The following is a 24,818-nucleotide window of genomic DNA, read 5'->3' on the forward strand; positions in this document are numbered from 1 at the left end:
ATTTAAGGGTGTTGTGGTTCGTTACAGTCGCTAAATTGGTCTGGGGTTTTGCCGCAAAAACCACATGCATCGCCTGCTTTGTTGAGCATTGGGTTTTGGCTAGCGCAAGTGCCGGCAAATTTGCCGTTTTTTTTCGCCCAAAGCTTTATGGCGATTCCTGCAATTGCTAGCCCTAATAAAGCAACGGTAATTAAAAGAAGTTTCATTTGAATAAAAATTTGTGCAAAGATAATGCTTTTGGCACTAATTTTAAAAGTTATTGCTTGCTTAAGCAGTTGTTAGGTAGAAATAAAATAGCCTTGTTTTATATGTTATAAAACAAGGCTATTTTACTGTTTTAAGTAGGTTTAACTTTAATGTAAGCTAATTTGTGCTACAGAGTTTTCTACCGATGCTGTGGTGTTTCCGCCTTTAGGCTCGATGGTTATTTTTAGTGCCAAAGCGTCTTCTGTATAAGGCAACGATTTAAGTTGTCTGTCGGTTTCGCTTAATATGCCTAAGCTTACCATTTTGCCTTGCAGTTCTGCCCAAATTTGGTAGCATTGTTCTTCTGGCAGTTGCGGTAGGGAAACTACATCGATCATCGATGTTTTTTCTTTAGGGTTTATGTAGGCTACAGTTTTTAAATCTTTAGCGCGCTCGTTGCCTTTAATAATGTACTTCTCGGTTTCTGGGTTGTTAAGTTTTAAAAGCTGGCGCATTACATTGTCTAGCATTTTGTTGTTTTTTGCTATATCGCTTCGTAAATCAAAAATTTCATCGACAACCACTTGGTTTTCTTCGGCGAGTTTCTGGTTTTGGGTATAGAACATATACGAAGTTCCTGCAAAGATTAGGGCGGCAATACTGGCGGCCACACTAAATTTGTACCATTTTTTATATTTGTAAGCGGTTTTTAATTTAACAACCGGCTTATCGTCAAGCTCTTCTAAGATGCTGTTTAAAATGTGCTTAGGTGCTTCAACAGCATTGCTTTTAGCAACTATTTCTAAGTTGTGCTGCAAACTGTTGTATGTGTTCTGTACTTCTGGGTATTTTGAAATATAGGTTTCAACTTGTTCTGTTTCGGCAGGGGTGGTTTTACCTAGTAGATATTTTTCCAATAGGCCAGAATTTAAAAACGTATTTATTTTCTCATTCATGACTTTATTTATTAGGGATTATAGATTTTTTTCAATTCTCGCAATCCAATTTTTAATCTCGATTTTATAGTGCCCAACGGAATGTCTAATTCTTCGCTGGCTTCTTGCTGTGTCATGCCCTCAAAAAAGAGTGCATTTATTACTATTTGATATTTTTCATCTAAGCTACCAAGGTGTTTTTTTATATCTAAAACATCCTGATTTAATTCTCCAAATGATACTTTATATACGGATGAAGTCTCCATTTGGACTTCTTTTTCGGTTTTATTCTTTAAAGAGCGTATTTTATCGATAGCCGTATTATAGGCAATCCTGTAGAGCCAAGTAAACAGTTTTGCTTTGCTTGAATCGTACTTTTTTGAGTATCGCCAAATCTTTACAAAGGTTTCTTGCAGTACGTCTTGAGCGGTCTCATCATCCGTTATCACCTTTTTAATAACCCCGTACAAGGCATCTGCATAGTTTTCATATAACAGGGTAATGGCTTTTTTGTCGCCATTTTCTAGTCGGTCAACTATGTCTTTTTCTATAGGGGTTATCAAGATAATTTTAGTTTAAGCAATGCGTTTTACAATTGGTAATTATATCAAAGTTAGAAATTTCTTTTAGATTACAGGATATTTACTTCGGCTTCTATGGAAATTCCAAAGAGTCTCGTAATGGTATTTTGAATTAATTTTGAAAGATTTAAAATATCCAAACCTTTCGCGTTTCCATAGTTTACAAGTACCAAGGCTTGTTTTTTGTGTACACCGTAATCGCCAAAACGCTTGCCTTTAAAACCTGCTTTTTCTATAAGCCAACCAGCAGGAATTTTTATTTCGTTTTCTGATACGGTATAGCTTGGGATTTCCGGGAAATTTTCAATTAAAGCATTGTACTCTGCTTTGGAAATTACAGGATTTTTAAAAAAACTACCGCTGTTGCCAATTTCTTTTGGGTTTGGTAATTTGCTTTCGCGGATAGCAATAACAGCTTTTGAAACCTCTTTGATGGTTGGATTTGTAATGCCCATTGCTTCAAGCTGGGTTTTAATGCTCCCGTAGATAATATTAAGTTTATGTGCTTTTTTTGATAGTTTAAATGTAACATTAGTGATTACGTATTTTCCTTTTGCGTGTTGTTTGAAAATGGAATTTCGGTAACCAAAATCGCAATCTGACTTTGAAAATGATTTTATTTCATTGGTTTCTACCGAAAGCCCTTCGCAGGCCACAAACGTATCTTTCAATTCCACGCCGTAAGCTCCAATGTTTTGAATGGGCGCCGTACCCACATTGCCGGGAATTAGCGATAAATTTTCAACACCCCCAAAATCGTGCTGTAAGCACCAAAGCACAAATTCGTGCCAGTTTTCGCCAGCATTTGCTTTTACGGTTACCGTGTTTTCATCTTCAGAAATTATAAAAATCCCTTTTATATTAACATGAATAACCAAAGCATCTTGGTTTTTGGTAAGCAACATATTGCTGCCGCCACCTAAAATAAGCTTGTTTGGGTAGGTTTTTAATGCTAAAACCGCCCTTAATTCATCGAGATTATCAACCTCTACAAAATGCTTTGCAAGCACATCAATGCCAAAGGTGTTGTAGGGTTTTAAAGATATGTTGTTTTTAATGTACACTAGTCTTTATAAACTTTTAAGGCTTCTTTTAAAATGTTTACGGCTTTAATTAAGCTTTCTTTTTTTAGTACGTAGGCAATGCGTATTTGGTTTAAACCAACACCTGGAGTTGAGTAAAAACCAGCTGCAGGGGCTACCATAACGGTTTCGCCGTTAACATTAAAATCTTCTAAAAGCCATTGAGCAAAATCGTCTGAATTTTTAACGGGCAATTCAGCAATGCAATAAAAAGCGCCTTTTGGTTTGGCAACTTTAACACCATCTATTTTTTGCAGCTCGGTAATTAAAGTGTTTCTTCTATCTACATATTCCTCTTTTACATCATCAAAATAACTTTGTGGTGTTTCTAGAGCGGCTTCGCTTGCAATTTGGGCTAATGTTGGCGGACTTAAACGCGCTTGGGCAAATTTTAAAGCGGTTTGAATTACAGATTTGTTTTTAGATACCAAACAGCCAATTCGTGCACCACACATGCTGTAGCGTTTAGAGACTGAATCTATCATTATGGCATAATCGTCCAGTCCTGCTTCTTGCATTATGGAATAGTGCGTGTTGCCATCGTAAACAAATTCGCGATATACTTCATCGGCAATTAAAAACAAATCGTGTTTTTTAACAATGGCGGCTAATTTTTTAATTTCTTCTTTAGAGTATAAGTAACCTGTTGGATTGCCAGGGTTGCAAATTAAAATGGATTTTGTTTTTGGGCTGATTAATTTTTCGAATTCCTCAATGGGCGGCAACGCAAAATTATCTTCAATTTTAGAAATTACCGGAACAACCTTTACGCCCGAAGCTGTTGAGAATCCATTGTAATTGGCATAAAACGGTTCGGGGATAATAATTTCGTCATCCACGTCCATAATACTACCAAAGGCGAATAATAGTGCTTCACTACCACCTGTGGTTACAATAATATCATCGTGGTTTACACTTATGTTGTGAGTTTTGTAATACCCGGAAATTTTTTTCCTGTAATTCTCTGAGCCTTCAGATCGTGAGTATGCCAAAACATCAATATTACTGTCTTTTACAGCTTGCAATGCTATTTCGGGTGTTTTAATATCGGGTTGGCCAATATTTAAATAATAAATAGACTTTCCGTTTTTAACTGCTTGTTCGGCAAACGGTACTAACTTGCGTATGGGAGATTGGGGCATTTGTTGCCCTTTTTTCGATATTGTTGGCATTTAAAAAGTGTTTTAAGTACAAAGTTGAGAAAATTATCTTAAAGTTTTTTTAAAAAACAGGCTTAAATAACTAATGCTATTGTAAAGATTAGTAAATTGATAGGAGAATTTATGTTTTAGAATTGCATGAAAAAAGCCTTCACCCTTATTTTGTTGTTTTTTTGTTTCTGTAATATTGGGTATTCGCAGGGTAAGTTTGTTATACAAAATAAAAAGGGATCAGATAAAATAAGGTTTAAGCTCATTAATAATTTAATAGTGATCCCTGTTGAAATCAACGGTGTAGAACTATCGTTTCTTTTGGATACTGGCGTTAGCAAACCCATAATTTTTAACTTCTTGAATGTTTCTGATACCTTAAAAATAAAAGATGCCAAAAAGATATATTTAAGAGGTTTGGGCGAAGGCGAATCGGTTGAGGCATTAAAATCTAAAAACAATGTTTTTAAAGTGGGCGACGCCATTAAGCTAAACCAAGATTTATATGCGGTTTACGATGCCAATTTAAATTTTGCGCCCCGTTTGGGTGTTCCGGTCCATGGTATTTTGGGTTTCGATTTATTCAAGGATTTTGTAGTAGAAATAAACTACTCGCACAAATATATAAAAATTACAGATCCAGATAAAAACCGTTACAAACCATGCAAAAAATGTGAGCGTTTTAATTTGGAGTTTTACAACAACAAACCTTATATTAATGCAAAGGTTAAAATTAACAACAAGCAAATACCCGTAAAACTATTAATCGATTCTGGAGGCAGCGATGCACTGTGGTTGTTTGAAGACGAAGCGCTTGGGATAACTTCCAGTAATAGGTATTTTGACGATTTTTTAGGGCATGGTCTTAGCGGAAGCGTATATGGGAAACGCTCTAAAATCGATGAGTTTTCATTAAATAGTTTTGTGCTTAAAAGGGCAAATGTGGCCTACCCAGATTCTACATCTATCTTGTTTGCCAAAAAAATATCTGGACGAAATGGCAGTTTAGCTGGTAATATTTTAAAGCGTTTTAATATAGTGCTTAATTACCAAGAAGCAACGGTAACATTACACAAAAACGGGTACTTTAACGATAAGTTTAGCTATAATAAAAGTGGTATAGAGTTAGCCCACGATGGGGTAAGATTTGTTAAAGAGAGAGAAAATATTGCGCCCAATAAAAATAGTTTAATTAACGAAACCAATCAAAATCAAACACGTATTGTTTTTGATTCGCGCTATAAGTTCTCGTTAAAGCCCGCCTATGCTATCGTGGAATTAAGAACAGGCTCGCCTGCCCACTTAGCTGGTTTAAAAAATGGCGATATTATCCTCTCTGTTAACAGTAAACCGGCACATCAATTTACTCTACAGCAAATCATGCAAATATTTTACGCAGAAGACGGGAAAAAGATAAAGCTTAAAATAGATAGGAATGGTGTTGTTTTGAATTACTCGTTTATTTTAAAAGACTTTTTTAAATAAAAAAAGCCCAAACATTGATTATGTCTGGGCCAGATTTGTGTTTTGTGTACAGGATAGTCTTACTGCTCCATTACACTTTTGTTTTTCTTATCCAAAACGCCCGCTTTACTGGAATCTACAACAAGCCCTTTAATTTTTAAGGCAACCGTTGGTCTTTCGGCATTAGAAATAACGGTAATTGTTTTTCTAATTGGCATTACGCGTTTGGTGTCGTATTTAACTTCTATTTTTCCGGTTTTTCCAGGTAAAATCGGGCCTTCTGGTTTTTTTGGTATGGTGCAACCGCAAGTAGAAGATACTTTCGATATTATTAATGGCGCATTTCCTGTATTTGTAAACTCAAAAACCCTGGTGCCATCAGCTCCTTTGTTAATAGTTCCGTAATCAATAGTCTCTGTTTTAAATTCTATTTTGGCTACTTTGTCTTGTGCATTTAAAGAGAAACCAATCAGACCGATAAATAAAATTGTAATTAATTGTTTCATTTGTTTATGTTTTTTAACTGTCAAATGTAATTCGTACTAAGTAATTCAATCAAATATTTAATCCTTTAGTAATGCTAATTTCATTACTTTTAATTTTAAATTCATGCCAAACATAGGTACTTTTTCCACAATCTGCAAAAATAATAGATGTAATACACATATGTTAACATATTCAACTTGCTTATAAGTACATATAACTTTTCTTTTTTTTAATTAAAACTGTTTAGATTTCCCAATAGCTCAAAATTAAATGTCTATTATGGGTTTTCGTTTGATGGTTTATATCAGATATAATTGTCAAACGTAATTCGCATTTCAAGAATTTAAACTAAATGTAAACTTTTTGTCATGCACATTTCACAGAAAAAGAAATATAAGTACTTTTGCACTTCATTATTCAAAAACTATTCCAAAGTATGCAAATTCCATCAAAATACGATGCAAGTCAGGTAGAAGGCAAATGGTACGATTACTGGATGAAACACAATTTTTTTCATTCAGAACCCGATGAAAGAGAACCTTATACCATCGTTATTCCGCCACCAAACGTTACGGGCGTATTGCACATGGGGCATATGCTTAATAATACGATACAAGATGTGTTGATTCGTCGTGCCCGTTTACAAGGAAAAAACGCATGTTGGGTTCCGGGTACAGATCATGCATCTATTGCTACCGAGGCTAAAGTTGTGGCGAAGTTAAAGGAGCAGGGCATTGATAAAAACGATTTATCGCGTGATGAATTTTTAAAACACGCTTGGGATTGGACCCACGAATACGGAGGTGTGATTCTAGAGCAGCTAAAAAAACTAGGCTGTTCGTGCGATTGGGATAGAACTAAATTCACCATGGATGGCGATATGAGTGAAGCCGTAATAAAGGTTTTTGTCGATTTATTTGAAAAAGGACATATTTACCGTGGTTACCGCATGGTAAATTGGGATCCAGAGGCAAAAACCACATTGTCTGATGAAGAGGTTGAATACGTTGAAAAACAAGGAAAACTATATTACGTAAAATATAAAGTTGAAGGAAGTAATGAAACTTTAACCATTGCTACAACACGCCCTGAAACCATTTTGGGCGATGCCGCAATTTGTATTAACCCCAGCGATGAGCGTCACCAAAATTTAAAAGGCAAAAAAGCTATTGTACCAATATGTAATCGTGTAATTCCTATTATTGAAGATGATTATGTAGATGTTGAATTTGGTACGGGCTGCTTAAAAGTAACACCGGCACACGACGAAAACGATAAGGTTTTAGGCGATAAACACAAGCTTGAAGTAATCGATATTTTTAACGAAGATGCGACCCTTAATTCTTTTGGAATGCATTACGAAGGAAAAGACCGATTTGCGGTTAGAAAAGACATCGTTAAAGAACTTGAAGAAAAAGGGCATATCCTTAAAATTGAAGATTATAACAATCGTGTGGGGATTTCAGAACGCACCAAAGCCATAATAGAACCACGGCTATCAGATCAATGGTTTTTAAAAATGGAAGATTTGGCAAAACCAGCTATTAAAGCGGTTTTAGGCGAAGATCCAGATATTAAGCTATTCCCCAAAAAGTTTGAAAACACCTACCGCCATTGGATGGAAAACATCCGCGATTGGAATATTTCGCGTCAGCTACTTTGGGGGCAACAAATACCAGCATATTACTACGGCGACGGAAAAGAAGACTTTGTAGTTGCTGAAAATATTAATATAGCTTTAGATCAAGCTAGAGTTAAAACTAAAAATATTCATTTAACAATAGCCGATTTACGTCAAGAAACAGACGCGCTCGATACCTGGTTTTCATCGTGGTTATGGCCAATAAGTGTTTTCGATGGCATTAGAAACCCAGAAAACAAAGACATAAAATACTATTACCCAACCAACGATTTGGTAACCGGACCCGATATTCTGTTCTTTTGGGTAGCACGAATGATTGTTGCGGGTTACGAATATAAAAACGAAAAACCTTTCGAGAACGTGTATTTAACCGGTTTGGTGCGCGATAAGCAACGCCGTAAAATGAGCAAATCTCTAGGGAATTCTCCCGATGCTTTAAAGCTGATTGAAACCTACGGTGCCGATGGTGTTCGTGTTGGGTTGTTGTTGAGTTCTGCCGCAGGAAACGATTTAATGTTCGATGAAGCGTTGTGCAACCAAGGCAGGGGGTTTGCCAATAAAATATGGAATGCCTTTAGATTAATTAATGGCTGGGAAGTAGCCGATATTGAGCAACCAGAATCTTCTAAAATAGCCATTGAGTGGTTTGAGGCTAAGTTTCAAAAAGCATTAATTGAAATTGACGATCATTTTAGCAAATACCGATTGAGCGATGCTTTAATGAGTATGTATAAGTTGATTTACGACGATTTCTGCGGATGGTTTTTAGAAATGATAAAACCAGCGTACCAGCAACCTATCGATAAGAAAACTTACGATGCAGCTATTTCTATTTTAGAAAATAATTTAAAAATATTGCATCCGTTTATGCCCTTTTTAACCGAAGAAATTTGGCAACATATAACCAAAAGAACCCCAAGAGAGGCTTTAATTGTTTCCAAATACCCAGAAACAAAACCTGTTGATGAGGCTATAATTTCTGAGTTCGATTTTGCTTCCGAAGTTATTTCGGGAATCCGAACCATCAGAAAACAAAAGAATATCGCGTTTAAAGATGCTATTAAGTTTTCGGTAATTAATAATGAAAAGGCTGCCAAAACATTTGATGCTATTATAGCTAAATTGGGCAATCTTGAAGCTATTGAATACGTTTCTGAAACCGTTGATGGTGCTTTAACCTTTAGAGTAAAATCCAACGAGTATTTTGTGCCCATGGCAGGAACTATTGATGTTGATGCAGAAATAAAGAAACTTACTGAAGAACTAAATTATACAGAAGGCTTTTTAAAATCGGTACAAAAGAAACTCTCAAACGAGCGTTTTGTAGCCGGAGCACCAGAGCAAGTAGTTGCCAGCGAAAAGAAAAAGGAAGCCGATGCTTTGGCTAAAATTGAAACGTTAAAGGCGAGTTTGGCAAGTTTAAATTAGTTTACTTTTTGCCAAGGTTATTTTTGGGAGTGATTATAAAATATTTTACCTAAAGTAGCAGCATATTAAATAGGGTTGTTAGTTACTCAAAATCAAAAGGATCATTATCTAAAATAATCCGCTCTCTTAGTCTGTTAACTTTTTGGTGCATTCTGTTAAAAAATAAAGACCTGTCTTTTTCGCCAGCGTTTACCAATAATTTAGACATGCCCATTTGCTTTTCAAAAAACTCAAACATAAGCTCGCAAGTGGGTTGGTGCTCGATTTTAAAATAGCTTATAACGGTAAACGGCGTAAAAAACACTTTTTGCTGTGGCGTTTTTATCATAATGGTGTTGCTCATGGTATGTATATCGTTAATGTACAAATTGTAAGTGGCTTTGTTTTTAGAGCCGATTAATGATTGCTGAATGGCCTGTTTTTCAATATGGTTAATAACATCTTCAATATCAGTACAAATAAGTAAAGCCAGTTTTTTAGATAAATACCCCGCTTCAAAATAATAAAGCACTTGCTGTAATGTGCCGTTAATTGTAGTGTTGTTCCAGATTTCGCTAATGTTTATATCTTTATATACTTCACCTAACTTAAAGGCATTTTCTAATAACGATTCTGGAATGTCTTGTATAAAATCATCAAACGATACTTTGTTTCTTGTAATTTCTGGGTCAACATCCTTTAGCCAAACATACATTTTGTATCGCGATAAAAAAGAGTCTTTAAGCGTGTGGAAAAGCGGAATGTCTTTAGCGGAATAAATTATAGATGCACGCTTTAATTTGGTTAACGGATACACGCTATTGTACGATTGTTTTAGCCACATTTCTAAACCTTTAATGTTATGTATTGGCGGCGATAAATCTGTTATAATGGTGTTTTTGCTACCCACTTCAAACAGTTTGTTTAACGATATTTTATAGTGCTTTGCCAGCTTTACGGTTTCTTCAAGCGACAAACTGGTTTTTAAATTGATTCTGCGGTAAGCGGCATCGTAACCAATATCCAAAACGCTCGCAACTTCATTTACAAATAGCGCATTGCTCTGTGTTTTGGCTTTTAAATATTTGATGAATTGATTTTGCATATTATAAAAATATGAATTGAAATATTTGAATGTTTGCAAAAAATACAAATAATATATTTTTATTTCGATTTTTTTATGGGTTAAAACTTAAATTTTGCAAGTAGTTTTATGATAAATCTTAATGGTGAATATCATGAAAAAGAAATATATAGGATTATTGTTTGCATCTATCTTCATATTTTTTTCTTGTTATGTTGATGATGAATTGGAAAGTGTTAAAACGACTGAAACTATAATTAAAGGGCATGTTTCTGATATTGAAAGAAATATAGATATTGAAGGCTTTAGAATAGTTTTAGCTAGAATTTATTACTGCAGAACGAGTTTTTTTATCAACGGGCCATGTTCAGAAATTATCGATACGGTTTATACGGATGTTAATGGCTTGTATTCCATAAAGTTCGATTTCATACATGGAGAGCAATATGGCTTTATTAAACAGTATTACGGATTTCCGTATTACTACGAATTTATAAATCCGATTGAAATTGAAATGGGTATAGAAAACATAAGAGATATAGATGCTTGGTATCCAACAATTTTAAAAATTGAACTTAATGTTACCAACAATAATAATCCGCACTTGCGATTAAGCAATAGAATAGTTGATAACAAAAATTTTCGTTTCCCGACCGTAGGTGTTTTTAAAAAGGATATTGACACCACGGTTTATCAAAAAACAAGACCAAATTCTGCTATCGAATTAATGTTTTATTATTCTACGGGTTACAGTAATGCTGATACTTATAGAAGATTTGAAAACATAACAACTACGCTTCAGGACACCATTAATCTTTCATTTAAAATTGATTGCTCAACATTTTAAGAAGGAGATAAATCACTTCAACAGTAAAAACATTTAATGATGAGAAAATTAACTTTATTATTTTTTTAGCATCCTTTTTTTGTGGCTACGCACAACAGAAAACAATGGCTAGTAAGCTAAAATACCACTCGTTTTCTGTGGCGCCCCTAAGTATTTATTTTGATAATAACTCTAGTGGTTTAGCGCTAAGTGGAGCTGTTAGTTTTACTTATAAAAAGCATTTATTTTCTTTAGGGTTAAGTGCTGGTTCAGAGTTTATAATTATAGGAAGATATGCCAACAATTTCGAGCAAATTAATTTATTATACGGTAAAGAACTAAAACTAAGTAGAACGTTGTTTTTAGATTTGCATACAGGGGCAGGCTATTTTTCTTTAAGCGCTACAGCCATTAACCCAAACAAGTTAGGAGAAGAACGCGCAACAACAATGGGTTTTCCTATTAAGACCACATTTAGAGTGTTAATAGGCAAAAAAATTTCACTTGGTTTACAGTTTCAGGCTAATATTAATTCAGTTAGAACAAAAAACAAAACGTATCTATGGCTATGCTTTATTTTATTCACCGTAATTAAGAAAAAATTAAGTCTAAAAAGTCGAGATGGGCTACTTTCATTTTTTACAGTAACTTCAAACTTTTAATGGTATAAAAAAAACCATCAAGTAAACTTAATGGGTTTAAAATATTTAGAAGTTCAAGATTAAATACTCCTTACTTATCTTCTCTAGGTTTTCTGTCATTACCACGGTTATTCTTGTGGTAATTGTCCTGTTTGCAGTTGTCATCTCTTAGCAATATTAAAAAACAGAACTTTATGATGCGCAATCTTTTTTTAAACACACAACATCAATAAAACGCAAAAAATATCGATAAAAAACAAATATTGAAATATTAGTACTACATTAAAAAGTATTTTTTATATTTGCCACCTTAAAGTAAATAACCAACCCAAATTTATTATGATGAAAAAACTACTTATCTTAGCATTGTTACTGTGCTCAGTGCAATTTTTAAAAGCGCAAAACCCAAAACTTATTTATATAGACGAAGATAATCGTGAGATTAGAACCATAAAAACAGATGGCACTGATGAGGTAGTATTCTTCAAGAATACAGAAGCTTTATCGTCAAGATATATAACTGTTAACAATAGCACTCAAGAAATATTCTTTTCTACAGGTTCTCCCTACAGTATTTACAAAAAAAACTTTGATGGAACTTTAGAGCAAAAGCTGTACACATCATCTGGCGTTTCAATATATAACTTGGCCATAGATGAGGCCAACTCTAAGTTGTATTGGGTAGAATACCAAGAACTTAAAAGATCTAATCTTGATGGTACCTCGGTAGAGACCATAATCAATTTAACAACCGATGTGTATTTAAGAAACTTGACCATAGGAGGCGGAAAGTTATATTGGTCCGAAAGGCTTTACAATACATCAAATTTTGCAAATACATACTATTTAAAAAGAGCAAACTTAGATGGTACAGGTATAGAAACCTTACATTCAGAATTAGTGCCTTCTGGACAGCTTTTTGTAAATGAACTTGGAACAATATATGGCATGCAAGTTGACGATGTTAACAATGTACTATACTGGGCTTCTTCATCAGCAGATGGAATCTTTAAAAAAAACAGCGATGGTTCGGGTGGTGTTACCAAAATTCTGAACGATACCTATGTAAAATCCCCAAGAGGTTTGGCTCTAGATGTGGCCAACAACAAATTATTTTGGACAGATTCCGATTCTGGTTTCGATAATTTAAGAAGTGCAAATTTAAATGGCTCAAGCGTTACGGTTTTAAGTAGTGTGGCTTCAGATCCCTACGGTTTGGCTTTAGCTAGTTTTAGCGAAAACCCTGTTGGAATTCCAGAAATAGATATACAGGGCAATAGTGCAAGTATCGCTAACAACGATGCAACACCAGATACTAGTGATAATACAGATTTTGGTAGCATTGCACTAAATAATAATTATAAGGATAATTTCTTTTTTGTTAGAAACATGGGCGGATCCAGTTTAAGCTTATCAGGATCTCCTGTAGTTGCAATAACTGGCGATCATGCAGCAGATTTTACACTACAAACAGATGTAGCCTCTAATATAAATGCAACGAGCAACTCATATTTTACAATACGGTTCGACCCCAGCGTGTTGGGTTTAAGAACCGCTACGGTTACAATAAACTCAAACGATAGTGATGAAACGGTTTATACCTTTAATATACAAGGAACAGGAGATGTGTCTAGTGGCGAAATGGGCACTAACGATGTGCGCTTAACAACCCATGCCACAGGGCAAAGCTTGGACAATGAAGATCCCGACATTGCTTACGATCCAACTTTAAACCGTTTTTTAATGGTATATGAAACTGAAGTCGTTAATAAAGAAGAAGAAATTTTCGGACAATTTATAAATCCCGACGGAAGTTTAAACGGTAGCGCATTTCAAATATCCCTAACAGGGCCAAATGGGAATTTTGATATTGATGCTTCTAACCCTAAAATAGTTTTTAACACGGTATCTAACCAATATTTTGTGGTATGGGAAGGTGATATGGATGCTACAAACCAGACTGAAAAAGAAATTTTCGGACAATTAATAAACCCAGATGGCACATTGGTAGGGGGCCTGGGTACCGGTCAAATCCGTATTTCGCAACACGGTACGGACGGCGATGAATTGTTTAATACATATAACCCAAGTTTATCCGTAAATACTAGTAACGGAGAGTACTATTTGGTCTGGCAGGCAAATTCGGTAAGCAATGCAGAAGTAGAAATCTATGGTACAAGATTACTAAGCAATGGAACCTTGGTCGCAGGTCTAGGTGCACAAACAAAGTTAAGTTCCTTTACTGCTTCAAATCAAGCACCATCCTCTCCAAATGTGGCTTACAATACTTCAACAAATCAATTTTTAGTTGTTTACCATGCAGATTTCCCGGTAAATAGCGACAATAATGTTTTTGGCCAAATTGTAGCGGCAGATGGAAGTTTAGTTAGTGGTATAAATACACCAATTCAAATAACAAATGTAGCAGCAAGTAGAGATGCAGATTATGCTAATGTTGTTTACAATAAATTATTAGATGAATATTTCGTGGCTTTTCAAGCAGACCACATAAACCCAACTGATGGTGAAGATGAAATATTTGGTCAGCGTATTGCTAATGATGGTACTTTAGTAGCTTCAGCAATGCAAATAAGTTTTGCAGGTATTGATGGTGATGGCGAAGAAACAGGCAGTTTTTCAAGTATTGGCTATAATACTACCGATCACCAAATTTTGTTCATTTTTCAATCTGAAGAGCCAGGAAGTAATTCCTACGATATATTTGCCACAACGCTTGATGCCACTAATTATACTGCCTTAGAAACGCAAAGTAGAGTAAGCGATATGGGGGATGTTAATGGTGATAACACTTATACAGCCCAAAAACCAAAACAGGCGTTTAATACTACAACTGGTAATTTTTTGATTGTTTGGGAAGGTGATGATAATGTGCCTGGTGATGGAGAAGATGAGGTTTTTGGGCAATTATGGAGATCGCCTCCAATTGCTGAGATTGATGTAAGAGGTAACTCTAACTCTATTGCTGATGGAGATAACACTCCAGATATAAACGATTTTACAGATTTTGGGTCAATAGCGCCCGCTTCTTCTGTAGTTAGAGAATTTACAGTGCATAACACCAATACAGAGCAACTCGTTTTGAACGGATCGCCCACAATAGAAATTTCAGGAGCAAATGCTTCAGATTTTTCAGTTACCAAGCTACCAAGCACAGCTATTGATGCCGGTAATTCCACAACCTTCGAAATTACGTTTTCGCCCACCACGGTAGGGGTTAAAACTGCAACTATTAGTATAGACAACAATGATGCAGGAGAAAACCCTTATGATTTTACTATTCAAGGAGAAGCAGATGGGGCTCTTAGTTTAGATGAAGCATTAAACAAAAAAAGCGATGCTATTAAAATTTACCCTAACCCCACTACAGATTATATAAGTATTAATGGGCTAAAAAAATCCAGTACATTTTCAATATTTAATGTTCTTGGTACAGAGGTCTTAAAAGGTTTAGTTTCTCCAGAAGGAAACATTGACGTTAAAAACTTAAAAATTGGGCTTTATTTTATGAAAATTTACGGAAGCAATACAGTTAAGTTTATAAAAAAGTAATACTTGTTATTTTTAAAAAAACGAACCCCCATCAATTTATTTTGATGGGGGTTTTATGTTTAGATTAGAATGGAAATTAATCCTCCTTCTTGTCTTCTCTAGGTTTTCTGTCATCACGACGGTTATCGCGTCCGCGATTATCTCTACCTCGGTTATCGCGTCCTCGTCCACCACGATCGTTGTTTTCTCTTGGTGGTCTAGCCACATAACCTTCTGGTTTTGGCAAAATTGCTTTACGAGATACTTTTTCTTTGCGCGTTCTAGAGTCTATACCAAAGTACTTCACATCAAAAACATCGCCCATGTTTACCACATCGCTTACGTTTTCGGTGCGTTCCCAAGCTAGTTCGCTTACGTGTAACAAAACCTCATTTCCTGGAGCTTCGGTATATTCTACAACCGCACCAAAATCTAGCATTTTAATTACTTTTACTTCGTAAATACTCCCCACTTGTGGTTTAAACATTAAAGCGTCAATTTTTGCTAAAACTGCATCAATGCCATCTTGACCAGTTCCTAAAATTTCAACAATACCTTCTTCGGTAACTGGGTCTTCGTTAATAACTATGGTCGTATTGGTTTCTTTTTGTAATTCTTGAATTACTTTTCCGCCAGGACCAATTAGAGCACCAATAAATTCACCAGGAATAGTTCTGGTTACCATTTTAGGAGCATGTGCCTTAACATCCTCAGCTGGAGATGCAATGGTTTCAGTCAATTTGCCAAGAATATGTAAACGTCCGTCGCGTGCTTGTTTTAAAGCGTTTACAAGAATTTCATAACTTAATCCTTTCACTTTAATATCCATTTGGCAAGCGGTAATACCATCGGCAGTACCGGTAACTTTAAAGTCCATGTCGCCTAAGTGATCTTCATCACCTAAAATATCAGAAAGCACAGCATATTTACCAGAATCGGCATCAGAAATTAATCCCATGGCAATTCCAGAAACGGGTTTCTTTAACTGTACGCCGGCATCCATAAGTGCCATGGTACCAGAACAAACCGTTGCCATTGATGAGGAACCGTTGGATTCTAAAACCTCGGAAACCACTCGAACCGTATATGGGCAATCTTCAGGAACCATACCTTTTAGGGCACGTTGTGCTAAGTTGCCATGCCCAACTTCACGACGTGATGTGCCACGAATTGGTCTAGCTTCGCCCGTTGAAAAAGGCGGGAAGTTATAGTGTAAATAAAAACGTTCTTCACCCTCAAAAGAAGGCATATCTATTTGGTTGGCTTCTCTAGAGGTTCCTAAAGTAACCGTGGCCAACGCTTGAGTTTCTCCACGCGTAAAAATGGCCGAACCGTGTGTAGATGGCAAGTAATCGATCTCGCACCAAATAGGTCTTATTTCGTTTGTTTTTCTGCCGTCTAAACGCAAGCCTTCGTTTAAAGTTAAATCTCGTACGGCCGCTTTTTCAGCTTTGCTGTAATATTTAGATATTAGCCCGCCAAAATCGTCTTGTTCTTCCTCAGAAAAACTAGCGATAATTTCGTCTTTAATTTCCGAAAAAGCCGCACTGCGTTCGTGTTTTGCAGAACCTGCTTTGGCTACAGCATATACTTTATCGTATGCCATATCGTGAATCTTTTTAGCTAAATCTTCGTCTTCGCGTTCTGGCTCGTACTCGCGGGTTTCTTTTTTGCCAAAAGCTTCGGCTAAGGCCACTTGCGCAGCACATTGTACTTTAATAGCTTCGTGCGCAAATTTGATGGCTTCAGTCATTTCTTCTTCAGAAATCTCGTCCATTTCACCTTCAACCATCATTACAGAGTCTGCTGAAGCTCCAATCATCATATCAATATCCGATGCTTCTAGCTGTGCACGTGTTGGGTTGATAATAAATTGGCCATTAATGCGGCCTACCCTTACCTCAGAAATGGGGCACTCAAACGGGAAGTCTGATAATTGAATCGCGGCCGAAGCTGCTAACCCTGCCATGGCATCGGGCATTACATCGTCATCATGAGACATCAATTGAATCATCACTTGGGTTTCGCTGTGGTAATCTTTTGGGAATAATGGGCGCAAAACGCGGTCCACCAAACGCATAGTTAATACTTCGCCATCACTAGGTCTTGCTTCTCTTTTAAAGAAACCTCCAGGGTAACGTCCTGCAGCTGCAAATTTCTCGCGGTAATCTACCGTTAAGGGTAAAAAGTCCACATCGGCTTGTTTGTAATTGGAAACCACTGTACATAATAGCATACAGTTTCCAGATTGCACCACAACGCTACCATGCGCTTGTTTTGCTAATTTTCCGGTTTCGATAGAGATTTCTCTACCGTCGCCAAGGTCTATAACCTCTTTAAAAACTTTTGGAATCATAAATTTTTTTAATTTGTGTTTTAATTCAGGAGTTTCCAACTGAGTTCAGTAAGATATCCGCATAAAACATCGTGTTAAACAATGGTCGTTGTGTTGTGTGTAGTTGTTGTATGTGTGACCAATGAAAAACTTTTAGTCCCGAATTTATTTCGGGATCTTACTAGCTTCTTCTATTTTATCATTGCGAGTCACGCTTTTTTTGCGTGATGTGGCAATCTGCTCCTTTTGGAAAGATTACTCACACTTCGACTGCGCTCAGCACAGGCTTGTTACCTCCTCGTAATGACGTCGTAACGTATTTATATTATTTGGGCGTTACCCTTGCCTTTCGACTACGCTCAAGGTGGCAGGTCGGGCTTTACGCTACAAGTCCTCGCTGTTCCCGATAGCCATCGGGACTCGCTGTGGGCTTTCCGCTGCAATCCCTAACGCACCCATCGACTTAGCTCAGGGTAAAAAAAATAAAAAACCACGCAAAAAGCGTGGTCTGTTATTTTTTCAGATTACTTTCTTAAGCCTAATTCTTTAACTATGGCACGATATCTTAAAATATCCTTTTTGGTTAGGTAGTCTAGTAATGCACGACGCTTACCTACCAATTTTACTAAAGAACGCTCGGTATTGTAATCTTTTCTGTTGTTCTTTAAGTGCTCTGTTAAATGGTTAATGCGGTAAGTAAACAAAGCAATCTGTCCTTCGGCAGAACCGGTGTCGTTTGCGTTTTTACCGTGCTTTTTAAAAATTTTCTCTTTTTCTTCTTTTGCTAAATACATGCTAATATTGTTGTAAATGATTGTTATGTACACGAAAGTCTTTCTTTCGATCGGCAAATGTAATGTTTTTTTGTGGATTTATAATTTTTTTCGTAACTTTTACTTGTGCTTAATTTATACTAAGTTTTTTATTGTTGGCCAACTCCTTTTAATTAATAGCAGCTTTAAATAAAATTAAAAGATTAGCGGATGAAAACATTAAAACCCGAAAGTAAGCCTACCGATGATTATTATTTCCTTCAGCGTATTTTTAACAACACCTACAACGGGATTGTAGTATTAAACCTAGAGGGCGATTGGCTAAAAGTAAACGACAGCGTTTGCCACTTGTTTGGCTATTCCAGGACCGAGCTCTTTAACATGAACATTGACGAGATCGTTTTTAGGGACGATCTTGGTGTGCACCAAAAAAAGCACGAAGAGCTAATCCAGGGCAAAAGAGATAAGTATCGGGTTAAACAGCGTTATTTCCATAAAAACGGATCTATAGTTTGGGTGCTGATTTATGTGTCTTTGGTAAGCTACAAAGATGGGCGGCCACACATGATTTGGCAATTTACAGATATTACAGCCCACCAAAAAGGCCAAGACAAATTAAAATTGATGCACAAGTTAGCTAAAGAGCAAAACGAAAGGCTTACCGCTTTTGCAGATATTGTTACGCATAATTTACGTTCGCATTCAAGTAACCTGTCTATGCTTACAGTTTTTTTAGAAGATGATTTTCCGTTGTTGAGCGCTAATGAAAACTTTGGCTTGTTAAAAAAAGCTCTTGATAATTTACATGAAACCATGGATCATTTAATCCAAGTGGCTAAAATTAAGGAAGTAGATGAAAGCAAAATTGAAACCTTGAATTTGTTCGACTATGTTGAAAAGGCCATTTACAGCATTAAGGCCATTGCCAACAACACGCATACAACCATAACCAACAATGTAACCGAAGACCTTTGCGTAAAAGGCATTCCTGCGTATCTGGATAGCGTGATTTTAAATTTCCTTACCAATGCCATAAAATATAGGTCGCATAAAAGGTCGCCTAAAATTGTCTTGACTACCTCTGTGCAAAATGGGTATGTTGTTCTTAATATAGCCGATAACGGTTTAGGTATAGATTTAAAGAAGTATGGCGATAAACTATTTCAGATGTACAAGACGTTTCACTTTAACGAAGATGCTATTGGTATTGGCTTATTTATAACCAAAAACCATATCGAGTCTATGGGCGGCAGAGTTGAGGTAGTTAGTGAGGTTGATGTTGGTAGCGAGTTTTCTATATATTTGAGGAGCGCATAAAATTATAGTTTGTAGATTATGCTAAAAAGTATAGTGCGGGGAAATACAAAAATTTGCTTTTCGTCAATATTAGTTGAACTAAAATAGGAAAACAACCTTGAGTTATTATTAGTTAGGTTATAACCATCAACCTCAAAGCTCCAAGGGCTATCTTCTTTGTTATAAAAAATAGTAGTATTCAATAAATCAAAAAAAGAGTTTGTGTTAAAATTAGCCTTGTTTTTAAACAAAGTAAAACCATAATTTATATCAAATTTCCAATCTTTATAATTATAATTGACGTTTGTATCAATGGAAAAGCTTTGCTGTCTGTTTTCTATATTGTTATTCTCGTTGAAGTTAAATGTGTAGTTTGCATTTAGCTCGATGTTTGGATATGACTCATACTTAGTTTTAAATTCAAGATCATTACTAAATGTGTTTAATTTTGGCGATACTCTACTGTTATTAATTACATTATTTAAAGAAGTATGGTTGTATCTTATCCCATATTTTATATTCCAAAAGGGTTTATTATAGGTTAGCTTAAAACGGGAAGAAAAACTTTGGTTAGCAACATCTAATTGGGTTGGAGATACTATTGAGTAAATTTCTGAAAATAAAAAGCTATTCGTAATAATATTAGACCTTTTATTATATCTAATCGAACTGTAAAAACTTAATCCATATGTCTTTATTGAGGAATAAAATAAGCTAATAGCTTCGTTTTGTTCTAGTCTTAAATTTTGGTTTCCAATGAAGACAGTATTAAAACCATTAATTAGGTTGCCTTCTGCATATCTTGAAAAATTTGGAAAATAGTAATCATTTGTATAATTAAAAACAACTTCTTTTTTTTCATTTATATCCCAAGTGAGTTTAAATTCTGGGAACAACCTATTAGCATTTGTAAGGGTAGGATTTATGGATTGAGTATTCTTTAGATGGTGATTTTCGTAATTAAGTTTTAATTCGAATACGAAGTCACTTATAATTCTTTTATATTCTATCTGCGGACTAAAATAATTATATTGGGAATAAAGATTGTTGTTGAAACCTTGAAACGGCACTTTGCCATTTGATGTTAATATCTGATAATCTTCAGATTTGAACCTATTCCAACTGTAATTGTTTCTTACGTTTAAGTACAAATGATTTTTTCTGTTGATTACCCAATAGTGTTTCATAAAGGTTGTCAGAAAATTTAAATTGCTATTTTGGTCTTGGTTTATACGGTATGAGGTGTCCTCAACAATTGGGATGGTGTCAGAAAATATGTTGATTTTACTGTTGTATAGCGAATGATCGTCCATATTATCAATTTTGAAAGATGATTTAAATGCACTTACATGATTTTTATTAAATTTTTTATCAAAACTTACTTTTGATTTAATTCTAATCAAATTTGATCTTTTAGTTTTAGTAAAATTTGAATTTTCAACTAAAAAGCTTGATGAATTATTTTGAAAAGTATTTACATTATTTGATTCAGTTGAAATTTCAGCTCGAAAAATTGTACCATCGTTAATTGAATAATTAAGAAACTGTTTAGCTAACAACATACCAATTGTACTATTTTCCTTTAAGGATCGCTCTTCAAAAATATTGTCGATAAAGTAGTTCAGTTTATTGGTTCTAAGATAATCATTTTTGTCATTAAGCCCAAGTATAAATGAGCGTATCTCTAATTTATCATTGGGGTTATAATGTGCATTTATACCAAAAAAAGAATGCGTATTGCTTATGAAATTATTATTTCTTAATATATTCAGAATATTAGATGAGAATATTTCAGATTTGTTTTTTTGATTTAAACCTCCTTCAAAATCAACATAATCAGAGAGTGTAAATGACTTTTTATAGCTGTTATTTAAGTCACTAATAAAATTTAACGAAAGCCTTGGTGAATATTTAAAGATTTTTGGGTGAATTTTGTATTGGTTCTCAATACCTAAACCAATATCAACGTCTCCAAAAACAAATTTTTTTTTATCTTCTTTAAGCTTAATGTTCATAGCAATATCTTCAGAAGTTTCAAGACCTTTTAGAAACTCAGTTTCATGATAGTCATCAATAACTTCTACTTCGTTAACAACATCGGCAGGTATATTATTGACACCTAGTTTTGTGTCACCATTAAAAAATGTTTTATTTTCAACTAATAATCGGGTAATTTTTTTTCCGTAAATTGTAACTGCACCATTTTTATTAACTTCTAAACCAGGAAGTTTTTTTAATACCTCTCTAAGCTTTCGCTCTTTGCCGTTTATAAACGCATCAACATTATAGGTTATGGTGTCCTTTTTAATTTCTACTGGTGCTTTGTTGTTTAGGGTGATTTCCTCAAGTTGATTTAAGTTATCTTGAAGTATTATATCCAAAGTTGTATTTTCTTTTCCTGTTTTAACTTCTCTTGTGTAATTTATAAAACTAATATGACTAAATATTAACTTGTAATGTGAATTAGAGGGGAGGGTAATTTTATAGTTTCCTTTTTTGTTAGAAGTTGAAAACACCATTTTACCTTTAGGATTTTGAGGTATGGCTAAAATATTAGCGTTTTCAATTTTTTCACTATTACTGTTAGTTATAGTACCACTTATTACTAATTGTGCAAAACAATAGTAATTTAATAGTAATGAAAATAATACAAATATTATAAGTTTTTTTGTCAAGAATATGGTTGAGAAATATAAAATTCATTAATCTGGTGTAACTTTACGCGCACTTCTCATTAGTTTAACCTGTTCACCTACAGAAATCTTTTTGCCCTGTTTTGGTTTTTCGATTTTTACCTTGGTGGGATTTAATACAATTTTTGTAGCAGTAAAGATAGATTTTTTATATTGCAGTTGAAGTATTAACCCAGGAAGACCTCCATAGCCTATCGGGCCAAAACCAACTGGGATATCTGGGGTATACCATGCTACTGTTTCAAAATAAGATTCTGTTCTATTATTATACTCTTTAAGTATAGCTTTATAACAGGTGTATTTTTCAATAATAACACTCTCCGTAGTCAATTCCCAACCTTTCATCTTATAATTATGATCAATTTCGTAAAGCTTGTTATTAATCGTAGTGTTGTAACTTGATTTTTTGAGAGCTAAATTTTGATAAAAATCGGAGGGAGCTCCTATTATAATTGTTGCAATTTTATTGATAAATTTGTGTTTAGGGATGTTTCTTTCTTTTTTAAAGTAGGAGTTAATCTTATTATATTGAAGAGTAAATTCCATAAGTTGTAATTCTTCCTTTAGCTTTTTTATCCTATCTGTGGAATTTTCTGTTACATTTGAAACTTCATATGTAATTACAGCCGATTGTGATTGAGCCGAAAAACACGAAATAATTAAAGCTATAAATATTGATTTTAAATTCATTTCAACTTTAAAAAAAATAATTAGAAAGGGCAAATTAATTAATTTGCCCCAAATTCGTTCTTGCTTATTGCTCGCATGATTGATATGCCATCTGATAAACTTGTTCCGCTTCCGCTTCACTAAGGTCCATGTCATCCCACATTGCTAGTTCTTCGCATGCTTCGGCATGACAATCTGTAAAAATGTAATTTGAATTGTTATTTGCTGAACAAATGCCAACAAAAAACAAAAACAGTAAAAATAATTTTTTCATAATATAAGATTTTACAATTAATAACTTATCCAAATATAAAGAATAATATTAAAAATCAAAAGATTAATCTTACTTTTTTTTTCATTTTTACTACAAATAAAGGTTTTTTATTCTGATAAAGAATGAGCGTAATTATTTAAAGAGAGTATATTTTTTATGTCAGATTCCAATGAAATTACATGATTTTCAACTATTCTATTTATCTCTTTATTGTTTTTATAAAATATTATTGTAGGAACATTTGTTATGTTAAGCTTTTTATTTATTTGCTTAATACCTTTTTTTTGTCTATTCAAAGCAATAAAATTTATTTTGTTAGTATCATAATTCAGGAAATCGAGAATTTTAATAAACTTAGGAAGCATTCTTTTTGTATCATCACACCAAGTACCAAGATAAACATCTATATTAATATTGTTAAGTTCTTCTTTTACATTTAAAATGATTTCTTGCTTAACAACATATTTTTTATAATTTTTAGAAAACCATTTAAAATCTATGTCATTATCTTGAATTTCTGACAAGGGGATTTTACCAATTAAAACCCCTTTTTCTTTTTTGTAGTTGTATTTATTTTCTGTTGCTGAATGATGAGATTTAGAACTTTTACATGAAAAAAGAGCGATTATTAATATGACGATTGGAGTTAAATACTTATGATGTCTAACGAATAAAATCATCTCAAAGGCTGATTTGTAATTAAATCAATATACTGGTTAACCTTGTTTTTTAGTTCTTTTCTGTGGGTAATAAAATCTAAAAACCCATGTTCCAATAAAAACTCCGAAGTCTGGAAACCTTCAGGTAGTTCTTTTCCTGTAGTATCTTTTACCACTCTTGGGCCTGCAAAACCAATCAAGGCTCCTGGTTCTGCAATGTTAATATCGCCTAACATGGCGAATGATGCTGTTGTTCCACCAGTTGTTGGGTCTGTACAAAGTGAAATATAGGGTATGCCAGCATCTGCTAATTGAGCTAATTTTACAGATGTTTTTGCAAGTTGCATTAACGATAATGCAGCTTCCATCATACGAGCACCTCCAGATTTTGAGATAATCATAAATGGGATTTTTTTCTTTAGGGCATAATCTGCTGCTCGGGCAATTTTTTCGCCAACAACGCTTCCCATAGAGCCCCCAATAAAAGCAAAATCCATGCAGGATACTACTAAATCCTTACCTTTCGATTTTCCTACGGCATTGCGTACCGCATCTTTCAATTTGGTTTTTTCCTGGGCGGCTTTTAAACGCTCAGGGTATTTTTTGGTATCGACAAATTTTAAGGGGTCTTTAGATTCCAGATTCGCATCTAATTCTTTGTATTTGTTGTCGTCAAAAAGAATTTCGAAATATTCCTTGCTACCAATTCTAACATGGTATCCATCTTCTGGACTTACATAAAAGTTTTGTTCTAACTCCTCGGTGTCAACTATTTTTCCTGTTGGCGATTTGTACCAAAGTCCTTTTGGTGTATCTTTTTTTTCTTGAGTACTGGTATGTATTCCTTTATCTTTTCTTTTAAACCAAGACATAATGATTTTGTTTTTGCATTCCCTTGTAGAAGGGAATCTTTTAAAATTTAGTTAGCATTATGAGATTCCTGCCTACGCAGGAATGACAATTGCGTTAGGGATTGAGGCATTTGTTGAAGCTCTCCCAATTTTTATTGGGAAGCGACTGCCGAAAGCCCGACCACAAAATTAAACCTTTATTTTAATTTTGTGGTAACGCCATGGTAATTTTAT

The 24,818-nt window shown here is 34.6% G+C and carries 20 protein-coding genes; 6 read left to right on the plus strand and 14 right to left on the minus strand.

Annotated elements, in window-relative coordinates:
• Window positions 1–2: 2 nt before the first annotated feature.
• From ACFSQS_RS06035 to ACFSQS_RS06055, 5 genes are all read right to left on the minus strand, one after another.
• Complete coding sequence (locus tag ACFSQS_RS06035; protein WP_388015662.1) at window positions 3–206, minus strand: membrane or secreted protein; 204 nt, start codon at window positions 204–206, stop codon at window positions 3–5.
• A gap of 147 nt (window positions 207–353) precedes the next feature.
• Window positions 354–1,142: an anti-sigma factor gene (locus ACFSQS_RS06040; RefSeq protein ID WP_388015665.1), complete on the minus strand. Its 789-nt coding sequence runs from the start codon at window positions 1,140–1,142 to the stop codon at window positions 354–356.
• A gap of 11 nt (window positions 1,143–1,153) precedes the next feature.
• Entirely contained in the window at window positions 1,154–1,684 is a 531-nt protein-coding gene (locus ACFSQS_RS06045) for an RNA polymerase sigma factor (protein WP_388015668.1), read from the minus strand.
• 68 nt (window positions 1,685–1,752) lie between these two features.
• Window positions 1,753–2,766 (minus strand): UDP-N-acetylmuramate dehydrogenase, encoded by a 1,014-nt coding sequence (gene murB, locus ACFSQS_RS06050; RefSeq protein WP_388015671.1) that lies wholly within the window; start codon window positions 2,764–2,766, stop codon window positions 1,753–1,755.
• Window positions 2,766–3,956, minus strand: a complete 1,191-nt coding sequence (locus tag ACFSQS_RS06055; protein ID WP_388015674.1) for a pyridoxal phosphate-dependent aminotransferase — start codon at window positions 3,954–3,956, stop codon at window positions 2,766–2,768. Before ACFSQS_RS06055 ends, murB begins: the two co-directional genes overlap by 1 nt.
• 126 nt (window positions 3,957–4,082) lie before the next feature.
• On the opposite strand from ACFSQS_RS06055, the gene ACFSQS_RS06060 reads away from it, so the two are divergent.
• Window positions 4,083–5,420 carry an aspartyl protease family protein gene (locus ACFSQS_RS06060; protein WP_388015677.1) on the plus strand — a complete coding sequence of 446 codons (1,338 nt, stop codon included), beginning with the start codon at window positions 4,083–4,085 and terminating at the stop codon, window positions 5,418–5,420.
• 59 nt (window positions 5,421–5,479) lie between these two features.
• Here the strand turns inward: ACFSQS_RS06060 and ACFSQS_RS06065 are convergent, their stop codons facing one another.
• Window positions 5,480–5,905: a DUF1573 domain-containing protein gene (locus ACFSQS_RS06065; protein WP_388015680.1), complete on the minus strand. Its 426-nt coding sequence runs from the start codon at window positions 5,903–5,905 to the stop codon at window positions 5,480–5,482.
• A gap of 416 nt (window positions 5,906–6,321) precedes the next feature.
• Between ACFSQS_RS06065 and ACFSQS_RS06070 the strand changes: the two genes are divergently transcribed.
• Complete coding sequence (locus tag ACFSQS_RS06070; RefSeq protein ID WP_388015683.1) at window positions 6,322–8,955, plus strand: valine--tRNA ligase; 2,634 nt, start codon at window positions 6,322–6,324, stop codon at window positions 8,953–8,955.
• Window positions 8,956–9,037: 82 nt separating this feature from the next.
• Here ACFSQS_RS06070 and ACFSQS_RS06075 read toward each other — a convergent pair whose 3' ends face one another.
• Entirely contained in the window at window positions 9,038–10,039 is a 1,002-nt protein-coding gene (locus tag ACFSQS_RS06075; protein WP_388015686.1) for a hypothetical protein, read from the minus strand.
• Window positions 10,040–10,172: 133 nt separating this feature from the next.
• Between ACFSQS_RS06075 and ACFSQS_RS06080 the strand changes: the two genes are divergently transcribed.
• The 3 genes from ACFSQS_RS06080 to ACFSQS_RS06090 all read left to right on the plus strand — a co-directional run bounded on the left by ACFSQS_RS06080 (window position 10,173) and on the right by ACFSQS_RS06090 (window position 15,055).
• Entirely contained in the window at window positions 10,173–10,865 is a 693-nt protein-coding gene (locus ACFSQS_RS06080) for a hypothetical protein (RefSeq protein WP_388015689.1), read from the plus strand.
• A 104-nt stretch (window positions 10,866–10,969) separates the two neighbouring features.
• Window positions 10,970–11,506, plus strand: a complete 537-nt coding sequence (locus tag ACFSQS_RS06085) for a hypothetical protein (RefSeq protein WP_388015692.1) — start codon at window positions 10,970–10,972, stop codon at window positions 11,504–11,506.
• A 318-nt stretch (window positions 11,507–11,824) separates the two neighbouring features.
• A complete protein-coding gene (locus tag ACFSQS_RS06090) occupies window positions 11,825–15,055 on the plus strand; it encodes a choice-of-anchor D domain-containing protein (RefSeq protein WP_388015695.1) in 3,231 nt (1,076 codons plus the stop codon).
• 76 nt (window positions 15,056–15,131) lie between these two features.
• Here ACFSQS_RS06090 and ACFSQS_RS06095 read toward each other — a convergent pair whose 3' ends face one another.
• Together ACFSQS_RS06095 and rpsO are read right to left on the minus strand one after the other, a co-directional pair.
• Window positions 15,132–17,390 (minus strand): polyribonucleotide nucleotidyltransferase, encoded by a 2,259-nt coding sequence (locus ACFSQS_RS06095; RefSeq protein ID WP_388015698.1) that lies wholly within the window; start codon window positions 17,388–17,390, stop codon window positions 15,132–15,134.
• Between the two features lie 503 nt (window positions 17,391–17,893).
• Complete coding sequence (gene rpsO / locus ACFSQS_RS06100; protein WP_388017198.1) at window positions 17,894–18,163, minus strand: 30S ribosomal protein S15; 270 nt, start codon at window positions 18,161–18,163, stop codon at window positions 17,894–17,896.
• A 189-nt stretch (window positions 18,164–18,352) separates the two neighbouring features.
• Between rpsO and ACFSQS_RS06105 the strand changes: the two genes are divergently transcribed.
• Window positions 18,353–19,459 (plus strand): PAS domain S-box protein, encoded by a 1,107-nt coding sequence (locus tag ACFSQS_RS06105; protein ID WP_388015701.1) that lies wholly within the window; start codon window positions 18,353–18,355, stop codon window positions 19,457–19,459.
• Window positions 19,460–19,461: 2 nt separating this feature from the next.
• Here the strand turns inward: ACFSQS_RS06105 and ACFSQS_RS06110 are convergent, their stop codons facing one another.
• From ACFSQS_RS06110 to accD, 5 genes are all read right to left on the minus strand, one after another.
• Complete coding sequence (locus tag ACFSQS_RS06110; RefSeq protein WP_388015704.1) at window positions 19,462–22,113, minus strand: carboxypeptidase-like regulatory domain-containing protein; 2,652 nt, start codon at window positions 22,111–22,113, stop codon at window positions 19,462–19,464.
• A gap of 27 nt (window positions 22,114–22,140) precedes the next feature.
• Window positions 22,141–22,821 carry a GLPGLI family protein gene (locus ACFSQS_RS06115; protein ID WP_388015707.1) on the minus strand — a complete coding sequence of 227 codons (681 nt, stop codon included), beginning with the start codon at window positions 22,819–22,821 and terminating at the stop codon, window positions 22,141–22,143.
• Window positions 22,822–22,885: 64 nt separating this feature from the next.
• Complete coding sequence (locus ACFSQS_RS06120; protein WP_388015710.1) at window positions 22,886–23,074, minus strand: hypothetical protein; 189 nt, start codon at window positions 23,072–23,074, stop codon at window positions 22,886–22,888.
• A 107-nt stretch (window positions 23,075–23,181) separates the two neighbouring features.
• Entirely contained in the window at window positions 23,182–23,754 is a 573-nt protein-coding gene (locus ACFSQS_RS06125) for a thioredoxin family protein (protein ID WP_388015713.1), read from the minus strand.
• Window positions 23,751–24,605: an acetyl-CoA carboxylase, carboxyltransferase subunit beta gene (gene accD, locus ACFSQS_RS06130; RefSeq protein ID WP_388015716.1), complete on the minus strand. Its 855-nt coding sequence runs from the start codon at window positions 24,603–24,605 to the stop codon at window positions 23,751–23,753. Before accD ends, ACFSQS_RS06125 begins: the two co-directional genes overlap by 4 nt.
• Window positions 24,606–24,818: the final 213 nt, after the last annotated feature.

Origin of the sequence: Gelatiniphilus marinus, from assembly GCF_042684345.1 — a bacterium.
Taxonomy (GTDB): Bacteria; Bacteroidota; Bacteroidia; order Flavobacteriales; family Flavobacteriaceae; genus Gelatiniphilus; species Gelatiniphilus marinus.

Coding starts and splice junctions, on each gene's coding strand:
- ACFSQS_RS06075 (WP_388015686.1), bottom strand. CDS start 10,039: ATGCAAAATCAATTCATCAAATATTTAAAAGCCAAAACACAGAGCAAT.
- ACFSQS_RS06105 (WP_388015701.1), top strand. CDS start 18,353: ATGAAAACATTAAAACCCGAAAGTAAGCCTACCGATGATTATTATTTC.
- ACFSQS_RS06035 (WP_388015662.1), bottom strand. CDS start 206: ATGAAACTTCTTTTAATTACCGTTGCTTTATTAGGGCTAGCAATTGCA.
- accD (WP_388015716.1), bottom strand. CDS start 24,605: ATGTCTTGGTTTAAAAGAAAAGATAAAGGAATACATACCAGTACTCAA.
- ACFSQS_RS06055 (WP_388015674.1), bottom strand. CDS start 3,956: ATGCCAACAATATCGAAAAAAGGGCAACAAATGCCCCAATCTCCCATA.
- rpsO (WP_388017198.1), bottom strand. CDS start 18,163: ATGTATTTAGCAAAAGAAGAAAAAGAGAAAATTTTTAAAAAGCACGGT.
- ACFSQS_RS06065 (WP_388015680.1), bottom strand. CDS start 5,905: ATGAAACAATTAATTACAATTTTATTTATCGGTCTGATTGGTTTCTCT.
- ACFSQS_RS06125 (WP_388015713.1), bottom strand. CDS start 23,754: ATGATTTTATTCGTTAGACATCATAAGTATTTAACTCCAATCGTCATA.
- ACFSQS_RS06090 (WP_388015695.1), top strand. CDS start 11,825: ATGATGAAAAAACTACTTATCTTAGCATTGTTACTGTGCTCAGTGCAA.
- ACFSQS_RS06070 (WP_388015683.1), top strand. CDS start 6,322: ATGCAAATTCCATCAAAATACGATGCAAGTCAGGTAGAAGGCAAATGG.
- ACFSQS_RS06120 (WP_388015710.1), bottom strand. CDS start 23,074: ATGAAAAAATTATTTTTACTGTTTTTGTTTTTTGTTGGCATTTGTTCA.
- ACFSQS_RS06040 (WP_388015665.1), bottom strand. CDS start 1,142: ATGAATGAGAAAATAAATACGTTTTTAAATTCTGGCCTATTGGAAAAA.
- ACFSQS_RS06080 (WP_388015689.1), top strand. CDS start 10,173: ATGAAAAAGAAATATATAGGATTATTGTTTGCATCTATCTTCATATTT.
- ACFSQS_RS06095 (WP_388015698.1), bottom strand. CDS start 17,390: ATGATTCCAAAAGTTTTTAAAGAGGTTATAGACCTTGGCGACGGTAGA.
- ACFSQS_RS06085 (WP_388015692.1), top strand. CDS start 10,970: ATGGCTAGTAAGCTAAAATACCACTCGTTTTCTGTGGCGCCCCTAAGT.
- ACFSQS_RS06060 (WP_388015677.1), top strand. CDS start 4,083: ATGAAAAAAGCCTTCACCCTTATTTTGTTGTTTTTTTGTTTCTGTAAT.
- ACFSQS_RS06115 (WP_388015707.1), bottom strand. CDS start 22,821: ATGAATTTAAAATCAATATTTATAGCTTTAATTATTTCGTGTTTTTCG.